This is a genomic window from Ferrimonas balearica (assembly GCF_019802085.1).
Taxonomy (GTDB): Bacteria; Pseudomonadota; Gammaproteobacteria; order Enterobacterales; family Shewanellaceae; genus Ferrimonas; species Ferrimonas balearica_B.
Genome location: NZ_JAHVHV010000001.1, coordinates 1,639,731 through 1,653,387, shown reverse-complemented (window position 1 = coordinate 1,653,387; position 13,657 = coordinate 1,639,731). Strand labels below are relative to the sequence as shown.

Annotated in this window: 13 protein-coding genes and 2 tRNA genes; 5 read left to right on the top strand and 10 right to left on the bottom strand. The window is 64.6% G+C overall.

The genetic code is table 11. The annotated features are described in order from the left end of the window. Positions 1–8: 8 nt before the first annotated feature. A complete protein-coding gene (locus KUV81_RS07780) occupies positions 9–1,580 on the bottom strand; it encodes a LysM peptidoglycan-binding domain-containing protein (protein ID WP_222543248.1) in 1,572 nt (523 codons plus the stop codon). A gap of 87 nt (positions 1,581–1,667) precedes the next feature. Then, entirely contained in the window at positions 1,668–2,429 is a 762-nt protein-coding gene (gene gloB, locus KUV81_RS07775) for a hydroxyacylglutathione hydrolase (RefSeq protein WP_222543247.1), read from the bottom strand. Between the two features lie 124 nt (positions 2,430–2,553). On the opposite strand from gloB, the gene KUV81_RS07770 reads away from it, so the two are divergent. Beyond that, positions 2,554–3,321, top strand: coding sequence for a methyltransferase domain-containing protein (locus KUV81_RS07770; RefSeq protein WP_222543246.1), 768 nt, complete (start codon positions 2,554–2,556; stop codon positions 3,319–3,321). Here the strand turns inward: KUV81_RS07770 and rnhA are convergent. Then, the gene (gene rnhA / locus KUV81_RS07765) at positions 3,309–3,779 is read right to left on the bottom strand and encodes a ribonuclease HI (protein WP_222543245.1); all 471 of its coding nucleotides are present in this window, start codon (positions 3,777–3,779) and stop codon (positions 3,309–3,311) included. The two genes, KUV81_RS07770 and rnhA, sit on opposite strands and share 13 nt — an antisense overlap. Before the next feature lie 57 nt (positions 3,780–3,836). Between rnhA and dnaQ the strand changes: the two genes are divergently transcribed. The 4 genes from dnaQ (at position 3,837) to KUV81_RS07745 (ending at position 6,189) form a co-directional block, all read left to right on the top strand. Continuing rightward, positions 3,837–4,565: a DNA polymerase III subunit epsilon gene (dnaQ, locus tag KUV81_RS07760; protein ID WP_222543244.1), complete on the top strand. Its 729-nt coding sequence runs from the start codon at positions 3,837–3,839 to the stop codon at positions 4,563–4,565. Beyond that, entirely contained in the window at positions 4,543–5,829 is a 1,287-nt protein-coding gene (locus tag KUV81_RS07755) for a TIGR03503 family protein (RefSeq protein ID WP_222543243.1), read from the top strand. Before dnaQ ends, KUV81_RS07755 begins: the two co-directional genes overlap by 23 nt. 133 nt (positions 5,830–5,962) lie before the next feature. After that, positions 5,963–6,039, top strand: a tRNA-Asp gene (locus tag KUV81_RS07750). Between the two features lie 73 nt (positions 6,040–6,112). Next, positions 6,113–6,189: transfer RNA gene (locus KUV81_RS07745), tRNA-Asp, on the top strand. A gap of 736 nt (positions 6,190–6,925) precedes the next feature. Here the strand turns inward: KUV81_RS07745 and KUV81_RS07740 are convergent. From KUV81_RS07740 to KUV81_RS07710, 7 genes are all read right to left on the bottom strand, one after another. After that, positions 6,926–8,143 (bottom strand): M24 family metallopeptidase, encoded by a 1,218-nt coding sequence (locus KUV81_RS07740; protein ID WP_222543372.1) that lies wholly within the window; start codon positions 8,141–8,143, stop codon positions 6,926–6,928. 135 nt (positions 8,144–8,278) lie between these two features. Beyond that, positions 8,279–10,366, bottom strand: a complete 2,088-nt coding sequence (gene flhA / locus KUV81_RS07735) for a flagellar biosynthesis protein FlhA (RefSeq protein ID WP_222543242.1) — start codon at positions 10,364–10,366, stop codon at positions 8,279–8,281. Positions 10,367–10,378: 12 nt separating this feature from the next. Continuing rightward, complete coding sequence (gene flhB / locus KUV81_RS07730; protein ID WP_222543241.1) at positions 10,379–11,503, bottom strand: flagellar biosynthesis protein FlhB; 1,125 nt, start codon at positions 11,501–11,503, stop codon at positions 10,379–10,381. Continuing rightward, positions 11,500–12,279, bottom strand: a complete 780-nt coding sequence (fliR, locus tag KUV81_RS07725) for a flagellar biosynthetic protein FliR (protein WP_222543240.1) — start codon at positions 12,277–12,279, stop codon at positions 11,500–11,502. The genes flhB and fliR overlap by 4 nt, the downstream gene beginning before the upstream one ends. A gap of 3 nt (positions 12,280–12,282) precedes the next feature. Then, a complete protein-coding gene (locus KUV81_RS07720; protein WP_222543239.1) occupies positions 12,283–12,552 on the bottom strand; it encodes a flagellar biosynthetic protein FliQ in 270 nt (89 codons plus the stop codon). An 8-nt stretch (positions 12,553–12,560) separates the two neighbouring features. Then, positions 12,561–13,292, bottom strand: coding sequence for a flagellar type III secretion system pore protein FliP (fliP, locus tag KUV81_RS07715; protein WP_222543238.1), 732 nt, complete (start codon positions 13,290–13,292; stop codon positions 12,561–12,563). Between the two features lie 4 nt (positions 13,293–13,296). Then, positions 13,297–13,656, bottom strand: a complete 360-nt coding sequence (locus KUV81_RS07710; protein ID WP_222543237.1) for a flagellar motor switch protein FliN — start codon at positions 13,654–13,656, stop codon at positions 13,297–13,299. Between the last annotated feature and the right edge of the window lies 1 nt (position 13,657).

Genomic DNA, 13,657 nt, shown 5'->3' with positions numbered 1-13,657 from the left:
GGGCTCCCTCAGGAGTTGACCCGGGTGACGTCCACGTAGAGGGTCAGGCGCTGGCCCGGCTGCAGGTACTTCTGCCCCTGCAGCTTGTTCCAGCGGATGAGGTCATTGACGGTCACGTTGAAGCGCTGACCGATGCGGGCCAGGGAGTCGCCGCTGCGCACCGTGTAGGTCACCTGGCGCATCACCGAGCTCTTGGTCTGGGTTTCGCTGACGCGGTTGACCCAGATCACCAGCTTGCGCCCCGGGCGCAGGGTGTCGGAGGGAGCCATGCCGTTCCAGCGGGCCAGTTGGTCCACGGTCACCTTGTTGGCCCGGGCGATGGTCCACAGGGACTCGCCGGATTGCACCACGTGCTCGGTCTTGAACTCCGCCCGCTTGGTGGACTGCTGGCGTGCCAGGCGCTGCTCGGCGCTGAACACGTAATCCTCCTGGTCCTTGGCGGCCACGGGGATCAGCAGAGCCTGACCGGCGCGGATGAGGTTACCCTCCAGCTTGTTCACCGACTGAATCACCCCGACCCGGGTGTGGTACTTCTGGGCGATCAGCCCGAGGCTGTCGCCGGGCTTGACGGTGTAGCGCACCCAGTTGACCCGCTGGGCCGACTCGGTGTCCGCCAGGGCGGTGATGAAACCGTCCACCTTGTCCACCGGCAGCAGCAGGGTGTGGGGGCCGTCGGGGGCCGTGGCCCAGCGGTTGTAGCCGGGGTTGAGCTTGTGCAGCTCGCCCACGGACATGTCCGCCAGATCCGCCGCCAGGGAGAGGTCGATCTGGGAACCGGCGTCCACCAGCTTCAGGGCCGGCTCATTGGCGATGGGGTTCAGGGTGATGCCGTACTTGTCGGCGTTTTTGATCACGTCCGCCAGGGCCAGCAACTGAGGCACATACCGCTCGGTTTCCCGCGGCAGGTTCAGGGCGAAGTAGTCCGTCGGCTTGCCCGCATTGCGGTTGTTGCGGATGGCCCTAAACACCCGGCCTTCGCCGGTGTTGTAGGCCGCCAGGGCGTAGTACCAGTCGTTGTGCAGCTTGCCGTGCAGGTACTCCATCATGTCCATCGCGGCGATGGTGGAGTGGTAGACGTCCCGTCGACCGTCGTACCACCAGTTCTGCTGCAGGCCGAAGTGGCGGCCCATGGGGGCGGTGAACTGCCAGATCCCGGCGGCGGCGCCGTGGGAGTAGGCGAACACGTCGAAGGAGCTCTCCACGATGGGCAGCAGCGCCAGCTCAATGGGCAGGCCGCGCTTCTCGATCTCCTCGACGATGAGGTACATGAAAGGCTCGGCGCGCTGGGAGATGATGTTGAGGTGGTTGGGGTTGTTCAGGTACCACTTACGAAACTTCTCCACCCGCGGGTTATCCGGCACGTCCAGGGCCATCTGGGTGCGGATCCGCTCCCAAACGTCCTCGGGCGGCGGTGGCAGGGCGGGTTGGGCCGGCTTGACCTGGGCGGTCTTGTCCACGGCAGGCTGTGTCGCTTTGGGGGTCGTGTCGGCCTGGGTCTCGGTACTGTCCTGACCCGGGGTGAGGGTCTGGCAGCCGGACAGCATCAGGGCGATGGCCACGACAGGCAGTTTTGTCTTCATTATTGGTTTAACGCTCTACTAACCAAGTTCTCAGACCGAACAATCCGTTTCAGTCGGCACAAAAAGGCGCCCAGTGTACCGTCTTTCTCAGAAGTTGTCTTTCCACTGACGCAACGCCGCGAAGCGGGCCACGCTGTCTGGCAGCGCGCCGGCCCGGGCGGTCAGCTTGGCCACCACTTCCTCCTGGTCGACCCGCAGGAAGGGGTTGATCGCCCGCTCCTGCTCTATGGTACTGGGCAATGTCGGTTTTCCTTGAGCCCGTTGGCGTTCGCACCAGCCTTGGTAGGCTTGAAGCGCCTCGTTACCCGGCTCCACGGCCTGGGCAAACGCCAGGTTGGCCAGGGTGTACTCGTGAGTGCAGTAGACCCGGGTCGATGCCGGAAGCCTGGCCAACAGGTTCAAGGAGCGGTGCATCTGCTCCGCCGTGCCTTCAAACAAGCGACCACATCCTCCGCTAAATAAGGTGTCGCCGCAGAAAATCGCGTGTTCGGTCTGGTAGCCCAGGTGATCCAGGGTGTGGCCGGGCAGGGCGAGTACCTGCACCGTCACCTCGAGCGCGTCCAGTTCGAACCGCTCGCCGGGCTGCACGCGTTGGGTGAGCCCCTGGATGGCCGGGTTGTCCGGGCCGATGACGGGGATGGCTGCAAACGCCTTCCGTAGCGCTTCAATGCCGTCGGTGTGATCCCAATGGTGGTGGGTGATGAGGATCCCCTTGAGGGTCAGGCCCTGTTCGGCCAGGTGCGCCAACACCGGCTCGGCACTGCCCGGATCCACCACCCAAGCGGCACTGCCTCGACTCAAACACCAGATATAGTTATCGCTAAATGCCGGAATTGGTGTGATATTCATGGCTTGGCCGCCCCTTAAGCGTAGTTGACTGAACCGGGCTAGGGTAACCCAGCGGCCCCGGTGACAAAAGGCGGTTGCCGCCCCCAGCGCAACTGGCTAGGCTAGGGACAGGAAAGGAGAAGCGATGCTGCGTCCCGCATACAGTGAGCACCCGCTGGCGCCCCCCGAACAGTGGCAGGCGCTGCCTTATGGCGACTGGTTGAAAGGTCAGGTGGAGGCCGGGCTGGATTACTGGTGGCCGCGCATCTTCGGCTATCACCTGCTCAAACTCGGCGCCCTGGCCGATACCCTGCCCACCGGTCTGTGCCCGGTCCCACATCAATTTGGCCTCGATCCCAACCGCGGAGCGGTGCGCGCCGCCTGGTCCGAACTGCCCCTGCAAAGCGGCAGCATCGACGCCTGCCTGGCGCCGTTTTGCCTCGAGTTTCAGCAAGATCCCCACGCCCTGCTGCGAGAGCTGGACCGGGTGCTGATCTCCGGTGGTCACCTGGTGTTGGTGGGATTCAGCCCGGTCAGCCCATTGGCCGCCGGCTATCTCTGGCCCAGCCGTCACCGGCAGCTGCCCTGGTCCGGCCGGCTCTTTACCCCGGCGCGGGTGCAGGATTGGCTCGGCGTGCTCGGCTATCGGGTCCTGGCTCAGGAGTGCCTGGCCCACCACACCATGCTCTGGTCACCTGAGCGCTTCCCCACGTTGCAGCGCTGGGCGGCGGATCTCTGCCCGGGACTGGGCAGCGTTTACCTTATCGTCGCCCGCAAACTGGAAGCCCCCATGACCCCGGTACGCCAGCGCTGGAAGTTGACCCGCCCCCTGGTCGGTCAGCCGGTGCGCGAGGCGGTGGGGCGTCATGGTCGCCCCCCGGTGGCGGCGCGCCAGCCGGATCAGCCCGAGTAGCCTTCGTCGGGGACCAAGTCGGTGCCGCCGGCGGCGTCCCGGGCCAGGGTGTCGCAGCGCTCGTTCTCCGGGTGCCCGGAGTGCCCCTTCACCCAGTGCCAGTTCACCTGATGCCGCGCCACCTGCGTATCCAGAGCCTGCCAGAGATCCACGTTTTTCACCGGTTCCTTGGCGGCGGTTTTCCAGCCGTTGCGTTTCCAGCCGTGGATCCACTGGGTGATCCCCTGGCGCAGGTACTGGCTGTCGGTGTACAGCTCGACGTCACAGGGCTCGGTGAGCAGGGCCAGGCCCTGGACCGCTGCCAGCATCTCCATGCGGTTGTTGGTGGTGCGCTGGAATCCCTTTGCAGACTCCTTGCGATGATGCCGATAGATGAGGACAATGCCGTAGCCCCCGGGGCCCGGGTTGCCCAGGCAGCTGCCGTCGGTGTAGAGCGTGACGCGTTTTCGTTCAGCCATGCAGTTGATACCATGGGATAATCAAGCGGCTCAGTATACCCAACTGTCGGAAAAGTTATGACCAATCCAACCGCCGATCTGCGCCAGATCGTGTTCGATACCGAAACCACCGGGATGAACCAGGGCGCCGGCGCCCACTACCTGGGCCATAAACTGGTGGAGATCGGCTGCGTTGAGCTGGTGAACCGCAAGCCCACCGGCCGCACCTACCACGTCTACATTCAGCCGGACCGGGCGGTGGACGAAGAGGCGGTGCAGGTGCACGGCATCACCGACGAGTTCCTGGTGGGCAAACCGCGCTTCGCCGAGGTGGCCCAGGAGTTTTTCGACTTTGTCCGCGGCGCCGAGCTTATCGCCCACAACGCGAACTTCGATATCGGCTTTATCGACTACGAGTTCGAGATGCTGGGGCGCTTTGGCAAGATCACCGATCACTGCAACGTGGTGGATACCCTGCAGCTGGCCCGGGAGAAGAAGAACCGCGGTGAGATCCAGGGCAACCTGAACCTGGACGCCCTGTGTCGCTTCTACGGCATCGATAACTCCCACCGAACCCTCCACGGCGCTTTGCTGGATGCCGAGATCCTCGCCGACGTCTTCCTCTTTATGACCGGCGGCCAGGAGAAGCTGAACTTCAGCTCCGGCCTGGAGGGGGAAGCCGGCGGCATCGTCCGCCTGCCCTCGGACCGCAGCCGCACTAAAGTGATCCGCGCGTCGGCCGATGAACTGGACAATCACAGCAAGCGCATGGAGTTGGTCTCGGATGCCATCTGGCTTCGTCACTAGGACAATTGGCCGGGCCCTGTTGGGCCTGCTGCTGCTCGCCCCGGCGGCCCAGGCCCTGGAGCGCGCCCAGACCTCAGAGCTGCTCGACAACCGCTTTCGCATCGACCACGCCGTGGACAGCATCACCCTGCTGGTCCAGCGCCGCCCCGGCAGCGCCCCCGTGGTGGTGGTGCGCCCCGACGGCAGCAAGTGGTACGCCCACCGACATCCGGACTCGGTGCGCTGGAACGTGGCCAACGCCAGCGACATGATCCAGATTGACGCCCCCACCCCGGGCCCCTGGCAACTGGTGGGAGAGGTGGTGGACGGCTCGGAGCTGAAGATCATGAGCGGCGTCGCCCTGCGTCACGATCCCATCCCGGCGACGGTGTACCGGGGGGAGCGGGTCAAGCTCACCGCCGAGGTGACCGGTGACGACGAGCGCATCGTCATCCGCGACTTTCACGAGCAGCTGGACTGGTCGGTCGCCATCAGCAGCGCCAATCGCCCCGGCGACGAAAACTTCGCCGCCGGCCCTTTCGTCATTGGCGCCTACCAGGACAAGGGAGAGGGCCTCGATGAGGTGCCCCACGACGGGATCTTCACCTCGGATCTGAACTTCAACTACCCCGCCGGCCTCTACCGCTACAAGATGACGGTGGACAACCCGGTGTTCCACCGTGAGGTGACCGGGCAGATTGAGATCCTGCCTCAGCCGGTGCGCCTCGGCCTGATGCGCTCCGAGTCCGACAAGGTCTCCGCGTTGGAGCTGAGCCTCGAGGAGGAGGTGAGCCCGGAGCAGGTGCACCTGGCGCTAATGGTGGAAACGCCGGATCAGAACCGCTACCCCATCACCCTGACCCCCCACAGCCGCAAACAGCGAGTGGAACTGCCGATGCTGGGCCCCTACGGCAACTACCGCATCGAAGGTGAAGCGGTGGGCACCCGCACCGACGGCAAGGAGTTTTACCTTCAGCTGCCCCAGCTGAGCTTCTACGTGGCCCCGCCGCCGCCTCCGCCGCTGTCCCGGGAGGAGCTGGAGGCGATCGCCCTTAAAGAGGCCAAGGCGCGGGAGTCCGAGGCCCGGGCTCGGGTGATCTGGACCGTGGGCGGCGTCAATCTGGTGCTGGTGCTGGTGGGGGGCGTGGCCCTGGTGTTCTGGCGCAAGCGACAGCGCCTCTACCAGCAGCTGATGGCGATGCCCATCGAACCCTCCGAACTGACCCCGGATCAGGTCGACCTCAACCAGTTTTCCGAGGGCGAAACGCCCGGCCCCAAGGGGTAACACTTGGGTTTTTAAGGCTTTGGTGAAAAATTGGCTGGTCGGTCGGCCTTTTCCCAAAAATCGGTTGACGGCCTGAGGGGCGCACCGTAATATTCGCCTCGTTCTCGGGGCTCAGGCCACGGGAACCCAGTGCGGAGTGGTAGTTCAGTTGGTTAGAATACCGGCCTGTCACGCCGGGGGTCGCGGGTTCGAGTCCCGTCCACTCCGCCATTGATTTGCCGCCCTTAGGGGCAACAGGGCGTCGGTCTCGCAAACCGGTGAGCTGTCTAAACCAGTTTAGTGCGGAGTGGTAGTTCAGTTGGTTAGAATACCGGCCTGTCACGCCGGGGGTCGCGGGTTCGAGTCCCGTCCACTCCGCCATTATTTCGATAAAGCCTCATCTTCGGATGAGGCTTTTTTCGTTGTGGTTTAGAAACATGAGCGGGAGTGGACGGCGCTGTGGTTCGTGCTCGATTAGCACTCGCAACCTGTCCCTGGTGCTTCCCTCCGCTCGGCGTCTTGCCTCGCGCTCAAGCGCTGCGTCGCTGCGCAACGGTCGCTTTCGCCCACTCCGCCATTAACACGAAACCCTTGAGTTAACGCTCAAGGGTTTTTTGTTTGTTCAGATTTTGAGTTGAGTGGACGGTTCAGTGGTTCGTGTTGGTTGAGTACTAGCAACACTTCCATGTGACGCCCCCCAGGCTGCCGTCCATGGCAGCCGCGTCGGGCCTGCGTCGCTGCGCGACAGTGCCCTCCGCCCACTCCGCCATTAACACGAAACCCTTGAGTTAACGCTCAAGGGTTTTTTGTTTGTTCGGATTCTGAGTTGAGTGGACGGTGCTGTGGTTCGTGCTCGATTAGCACTATCAACCCGCCCCTGGTGCTTCCCTCCGCTCGGCTTTTCATACGGCCATCCATGGTCGTCTTCAAAGGCCAGCTTTCGCATCCTGCCTTCGCGTTCAAGCTGCTGCGAAGCGTTGCTTCGGTACGCTCTCACCCTGCCTCGCGCTCAAGCGCTGCGTCGCTGTGCAACGGTCGCTCTCGCCCACTTCGCCATTAACAAGAAAAAACCCAGCCATTTGGCTGGGTTTGTGTTTTTTGAAGGCCGGAGGCTGAGTCAGGCGTTCAGGCCAAAGGGGTCGTCCAGGCTGTGGCTGGGTTCGGTAAACCACACCGGGCCGGTTTCGCCCATATAGAAGTGATCCTCCAGTCGCACCCCGAACTGGTCCGGGATCACCAGCATGGGCTCATTGGAGAACACCATGCCGGTGGCCAGGGGGGTACGGTCGCCCCGCACCAGGTAGGGGGCCTCGTGGATCTCCAAGCCGCAGCCGTGGCCGGTACGGTGGGGCAGGCCGGGCAGCTGGTAATCGGGGCCAAAACCGAAGCCTTCCAGCGCTTCACGGGCAGCGTGATCCGGGGCCTCGCAGGGCTGGCCCAACTGGGCAGCGGCAAAGGCGGCGGCCTGGGCGGCTTTCTCCGCCTGCCAGGCATGGCGCTGGGCCTCGCTGGCCTGGCCGAAGCAGTAACTGCGGGTGATGTCGGAGTGGTAGCCCGCCACTCGGCAGCCGGTGTCGATCAGCACCCAGTCGTCGGCCTTGAGGGTCTGGGCCTCCTTTACGCCATGGGGGAAGCTGGTGGCCACGCCAAACAGCACGATGCAGAAGCTGGAGCCGCCGGGGGCCCCCACGGCCTTGTGGGCCTCGTGAATAAAGGCGGCCACCTCGGTGGTGGTGATCCCCTCGCGCAGGATGCGAGCGGCGGATTTGTGCACCTCCAGGGTCATCGACTTGGCAGTCTGCATCAGGGCGATCTCCGCCGGCGACTTGCAGGCCCGGCAGGCGCTGACCAGGGGATCGGCGTTCACCAGGGTCAGGGCCGGGTTGGCCTGGTACACCCCGTCCACCAGGAAAAAGGCGGCGCTGCCGTCCATCGCCAGGGTGGTTTCGCCCAGGCCCCGTTGGTCCAGTTCCGCCCCCAGCAGGGCGTAGGGGCTTTCGTGCTCGTGCCACAGAGCCAGGGGCCCCGGCTCGAGCCAGAAATCGGCGATGGAACCGGCTTCGAAGTGGGGGGCCAGGTAGAGCAGCTCCCCCTCGGCGGTCAGCAGGGCGCCCACCAGGCGCTCGCTGGCGGACCACTTGAGGCCGATGAAGTAGTCCAGGTTGGTGCCGGCGTTCAGGAAGATGGCGCCCACTTCATGGGCCTGCATCTGTTGGCACAGCAGGTCGCGTCGCGCGCGGTACTCCTGTGGGGCGATGGGGGTGTGGGAGAAGCGCAGGGCGCGCAGTCGCGCCAGCTCCGCTTCGGGGGTGGCGCCGCCGACGCCGATGGGCATAGTCATGGGGTTCCCTCAAAGTTGACGTCCGGAGATTGTATACAAAAATGGCTTACGGAACAGTCCCTTCCCGTCTTGCTACTTTAGGACAAAAAAAGGCGGCTCCAGGGCCGCCTTTGGGGTTTGCTGGGCCCCTCAGCCCAGGGTGGCGCCGATGGCCAGTTCGCGACTCTCCGGCATCTCGTTGTAGGAGAGCACGTTGAGCCCCTGGGCAAAGGCGCGGGCGTAGCGGGCCAGCACCGGGCGCAGCTGCGGCGGCACCAGCAGGATCGCCGGGTGGCCCTGCTCCTGCATCATCCCCAGCAGGGCGGGCATCTTGCTCTGCAGCTGGCCCAGCAGGGCCGGTTCGATGGCAAAGCTGTCCAGGGGCACCTGGCCGTTTTGTTGGGCCTGGCTCAAGGCGTTCATCAGGGTCTGCTCCAGCTCCGGGGCCAGGGTGGCCACCTCCAGCTTGGGCCGATTGCCGGCGATCTGGTGGAGGATGGTCTCCTTGAGGGCGCAGCGCACGTCGGCGGCCAGCAGGACGGGGTCCTTGGTGTTGTCCGAGCACTCCAGCAGCGTGGTGGCGATGGTGCGAATGTCCCGCAGCGACACCTGCTCCTTGAGCAGCGCCCGGTACACCTTGAGCTGCTGAATGGGGGTCAGGGCGCTGTTGAGCGACTCGGCGAGGCGGGGGGCCTGGGCGGTGAGCCGGTCAGTCAGTGACGTAATGTCGTCGTGCTGGATCAGATCCGCCAGGCGTTCGCGCATCAGCTTGCTGACGTGGGTGGCGATGATGGTGGCGTTGTCCACCACCGAGTAGGCCAGGTTCAACGCCTTGGCCTTGTTCTCCGGTTGGATCCACACCGCGTCCATCTGGTAGGCGGGATCCTTGGTCAGGGTGCCGTCGATGGGGCCGTACACCTGACCGGACTGGATCGCCAGCAACTGTTCCGGCTCAAGATCGCCGGAGGCCACCGGGATCCCCATAAAGCTGACCTGGTAGCTGGTGGGGGCCAAAGAGAGGTTGTCCCGCACCCGCACCTCCGGCAGCAGGAAGCCGGCCTGCTCGGAGAGGGTGCGGCGAATGCCGGTGAGGCGGTTGAGCAGCTCCGCCCCCTTGTTCTTGTCCACCAGGTGCACCAGGCGGTACCCCAGGCTCACCTCGAACACGTCGGTGTAGGGCAGCGCTTCCCAAGTGGGGGCGCGGGTCTCCGCCCGGGCCTCCTCCACCTTCTCCTCCACCGCTTCGATGGGGGTGGCCGGGGCGAACTGATACTGCTTCCAGGCGACGAAGGCCAGCACCAGGGCGAAGGTGCCGAAGGCCAGGGTTGGCATCCCGGGCACCAGGGCGATCACCGCCATGACGCCGGCGGTGGTGCCCAGCACGGCCGGGTTGGCCAGCAGTTGCTGGGAGACCTGCTCGGGCATCTCCTGGGCGTCGGAGACCCGGGTGACGATGATTGCGGCAGCGGTGGCCAGCAGCAGCGAGGGGATCTGGGCCACCAGGCCGTCACCAATGGTGAGCAGGGCGAAGGTGCGGAAGGCGTCGCCGGCGGCCATGTCGTGCTGGAACACGCCGATGGCGATGCCGCCGAGGATGTTGATAAAGAGGATCAGGATCCCGGCGATGGCGTCACCACGGACAAACTTGGACGCGCCGTCCATACTGCCGTAGAAATCCGCTTCCCGGGCCACCTCGGCCCGACGGTCACGGGCCTGGTCCTGGGAGAGGGCACCGGCGTTGAGATCGGCGTCGATGGCCATCTGTTTGCCCGGCAGGGAGTCGAGGGTAAAGCGGGCGCTAACCTCGGAGATCCGCTCTCCGCCCTTGGTGATCACCACGAAGTTGATGATCATCAGGATGAGGAACACCACCATCCCCACCACGTAGTTGCCGCCGATCACCACCTCACCGAAGGCCTGGATCACCTTACCGGCGGCGTCGCCGCCCTGGTGGCCCTCGATCAGCACCACCCGGGTGGAGGCGACGTTGAGGGTCAGGCGCATCAGGGTGGCCAGCAGCAGCACCGTGGGAAACACCGAGAAGTCCAGGGGCCGGTTGGCGGCCACCGCCACCAGCAGCACCAGGATCGCCAGCACGATGTTAAAGGTGAACAGCATGTCCAGCAGCCAGGGCGGCAGCGGCAGGATCACCATGGCCAGAACCGCCAACAGCAGGATCGGAATGCCGATAAAGCTGTTTTTGATGTTCAGCGACGGTGGCAGGGCAAACTTCATCATCGAGTCCTCGATTTAACGACGCAAATGCTTGGGAATGTGGAAACTGGGCAGCGGGTCCGGCCGCTGCTGACGGCCCTGTCGGTGGGCCTTGAGCTGGAGCACGTAGGAGAGCACCTGGGCCACGGCGACAAACAGGGCCTGGGGGATCATCTGGTCCACCTGGGTGGAGTGGTAGACCGCCCGGGCCAGGGGCGGGGCCTCTACGGTCTCCACCCCGTGCAGCCGGGCCAGTTGGCGCATGTGCAGGGCCAGCTCATCGGTGCCCTTGGCGATCACGAAGGGGGCGTCGGCCCGCTCCGGGTCGTACTTGAGGGCCACGGCAAAGTGACTGGGGTTGGTGAGCAGCACGTCCGCCTTGGGCACCGCGGCATCGGCCCGGGAGCGGGCCATCTTCTGCTGGATCTGGCGGATGCGGGCCTTCACCTCCGGCTTACCCTCCATCTGCTTGTGCTCATCCTTGACCTGCTGGCGGGTCATCTTCAACTGCTTCTTGTGGTCGAAGATCTGCCAGGGCACGTCGATCAGGGCGATGAACAGCAGCACCACCCCCAAGGTCAGCACGCCGAAGGCCAGGAAGCTGATCCCCTCGCGGACGGCCTGATCCAGGGGCAGGCGGTAGAGCCCAAGCAGCCCCTCCAGGCGGCTGCGCAGCAGCAGGTAGAGGGTGGTGAGGATCAGCGACACCTTGAGAATCGATTTGACCAGCTCCACCACCGACTTCATGGAGAACATCCGTTTGAGGCCGCTGATGGGGTTGATGCGGCTGCCCTTGAACTGAGCGTTCTTGAGGCTCAACAGGGGGCCGCCGGGCATGGCGCCGGCCACCAGGGCCAGCAGGGCGATCAGGATAAATAGCGGGCCCAGCAGGTTGATCATCGCCACCAGGGAGGCGCCGACGTGGCGGACCATGATGTCCGGCTCCATCAGGTCTTCCCGGGTGAGGGAAAAGTTGAAGCGCAGCAGCTCGGCGGTACCCCGGGCAAACCAGTCGGCGCTGGCCAGCAGCATCAGGGCGCAGCCGATGAACAGTGCGGCGGTGGCCAGATCCTTGGAGCGGGGAACCTGGCCCTTGTCCCGGGCCTTTTTCAGCTGCTGGGGTGTGGCCTTCTCTGTTTTGTCGGCGCTGGACTGACTCACCCGGCCCCCCCGACAAACTGGTGCATGGCGGTCAGGGCATCAAGGCAGAGATCCGTGTAGCGGCCCGGCAGGCCACTGAAGGAGATGAGGATGCTCACCAGGCCCAGCATCATCGCCAGGGGGAAGCCCAGAGAGTAGACGTTCAGGGTGGGGGCGGCCTTGTTGAGCACCCCGAAGGTGATGTTGACCATCAGCATCGCCATCACCGCCGGGATCGCCAGCATCAGCGCCATGGCAAAGGTCCAGCCGAACTTCATGATCAGCATCATCAGCGGCAGGTCCAACACCCCGCTGCCGATGGGCCAGAGGGTGAAGCTCTCCACCAGCACCCCCAGGGCCACCAGGTGACCATCCAGGGCCAGGAACAGCAGGGTGCCATAGAGCACCATCCACTGGCCCAGCAACGCGTGGTTCACGCCGTTGGCCGGGTCGTTCATCACCGACATCGCCAGGCCCATCTGCATCGACAGCATCTGGCCCAGCATCGACAGGATGTGCAGCAGCATCGACAGCATCAGCCCCATCATGGCGCCCACCGCCAGCTGCTCGAAGGCGATCAGCAGGGCGCGCGGGGAGAGGGGGTCAATGGGCGGCGGGGTGGGCAGCACCGGGCCAATCAGCGCGGCGATGGTAAAGGCGAACAGTACCTTGACCCGCACCGGGACGTGACCGTTGGAGAAAAACGGCAGCAGAGTGAAGGCCCCGGCGATGCGGAAAAAGGGCCACCATAGGCTGCCGATCATCAGGAGGATCTCCTCGGTGGTGAAGGCGAACATGGCTCAGCCGATCAACATCGGGATGTCGAGGAACAGCCGATGGAAAAGGTCGTACAGCTGCTGCAGCAGCCAGTTGCCGGCGAACAGCACCATCAGCAGGGTGATCAGCAGCCGGGGCAGGAAGGAGAGGGTCTGTTCGTTCACCTGAGTGGCGGCCTGAAGCACGGCGATGATCAGGCCCACCACCATGCCCGGCAGGATCAGCACCCCCACCATGGCCACCACCATGTAGATGCCGTCGGCGAAGATGGCGGTGAGTTGTTGCGCGTCCATGAGCCCTCCTATCCCAGTCCGAAACTGGCCGAAAGGGTGCCCACGGTCATCGACCAGCCGTCCACCAGGACAAACACCATCAGCTTAAAGGGCAGGGAGATGATGAGCGGCGAGAGCATCATCATACCCATGGACATCAGCACCGAAGCCACCACCAGATCGATCACCAAAAAGGGGATGAACAGCAAAAAGCCGATCTGGAAGGCGGTTTTGAGTTCGCTCAGCACAAAGGCGGGCATCAGCACCGAGAAGGGCACCTCATCGGCGCTGAGTTGGGTGGATTCTCCGGCGATCTTCAGCATCTGCTCCAGATCGGTCTCCCGGGTCTGGCCCAGCATAAAGGCGCGCAGGGGGATCTCCCCCCGGGCCACCGCCTCCTTGAGGCCGATTTCGCCGCTGTCGTAGGGCAAAAACGCGGTCTCATGGATTTCGGTCCACACCGGGCGCATGATGAACAGCGTCAGCACCAGGGCGATGCCGATCAGCAGCTTGTTGGGGGGGCTCTGCTGCAGGCCGAGCGCCTGACGCAGCACCGCCAGCACCACGATGATGCGGGTGAAGCTGGTCATCATCAGCAGCATCGCCGGCAGGAAACTGAGCGCCGTCATCAGCGCCAGGATCTCCAGCTTGACGCCGAACTCCTGGCTGCTGTCGCCGTCGGTCAGGGTGAACAGGGTCAGGCCCCCCTCGGCCAGGACCGAGGGACTTATCAACAACAGCAGCAACAGCCAGGGACGCATCGGGTCAGCCACCCATGCCGGAGAGTTTGCTGGCTTCCACTTCCAGCAGGCGCACGCCGTAGCGGCCATTCACTTCCACCACCTCGCCACGGCCCAGCAGGGTGCCGTTGACTCGCAGATCCAGGGGTTCGCCCACCATGCGGTCCAGGGCCACGATGTCCCCTTCACCCATGGCCATCAGCTCGCCCAGGCTCAGCTCGGCGCTGGCCAGCTCCAGTGAGACCTGCACCGGCAGGTGGCTGAAGAACTGCATGTCGCGCTGGGGGCGCGGGGCAGGCTCGGACTTCGGGGCCGCCGGTTCATCGGCAAAGAGGTCGTCGTCCATAAGCAGGTCGTCGTCCAGCAGCAAAGTTTCCTCGGACATC

Coding starts and splice junctions, on each gene's coding strand:
- fliP (WP_222543238.1), bottom strand. CDS start 13,292: ATGCGTCCCTGGCTGTTGCTGCTGTTGTTGATAAGTCCCTCGGTCCTG.
- dnaQ (WP_222543244.1), top strand. CDS start 3,837: ATGACCAATCCAACCGCCGATCTGCGCCAGATCGTGTTCGATACCGAA.
- rnhA (WP_222543245.1), bottom strand. CDS start 3,779: ATGGCTGAACGAAAACGCGTCACGCTCTACACCGACGGCAGCTGCCTG.
- KUV81_RS07755 (WP_222543243.1), top strand. CDS start 4,543: ATGCCATCTGGCTTCGTCACTAGGACAATTGGCCGGGCCCTGTTGGGC.
- fliR (WP_222543240.1), bottom strand. CDS start 12,279: ATGTTCGCCTTCACCACCGAGGAGATCCTCCTGATGATCGGCAGCCTA.
- flhA (WP_222543242.1), bottom strand. CDS start 10,366: ATGATGAAGTTTGCCCTGCCACCGTCGCTGAACATCAAAAACAGCTTT.
- KUV81_RS07740 (WP_222543372.1), bottom strand. CDS start 8,143: ATGCCCATCGGCGTCGGCGGCGCCACCCCCGAAGCGGAGCTGGCGCGA.
- KUV81_RS07710 (WP_222543237.1), bottom strand. CDS start 13,656: ATGTCCGAGGAAACTTTGCTGCTGGACGACGACCTGCTTATGGACGAC.
- gloB (WP_222543247.1), bottom strand. CDS start 2,429: ATGAATATCACACCAATTCCGGCATTTAGCGATAACTATATCTGGTGT.
- KUV81_RS07780 (WP_222543248.1), bottom strand. CDS start 1,580: ATGAAGACAAAACTGCCTGTCGTGGCCATCGCCCTGATGCTGTCCGGC.
- KUV81_RS07770 (WP_222543246.1), top strand. CDS start 2,554: ATGCTGCGTCCCGCATACAGTGAGCACCCGCTGGCGCCCCCCGAACAG.
- KUV81_RS07720 (WP_222543239.1), bottom strand. CDS start 12,552: ATGGACGCGCAACAACTCACCGCCATCTTCGCCGACGGCATCTACATG.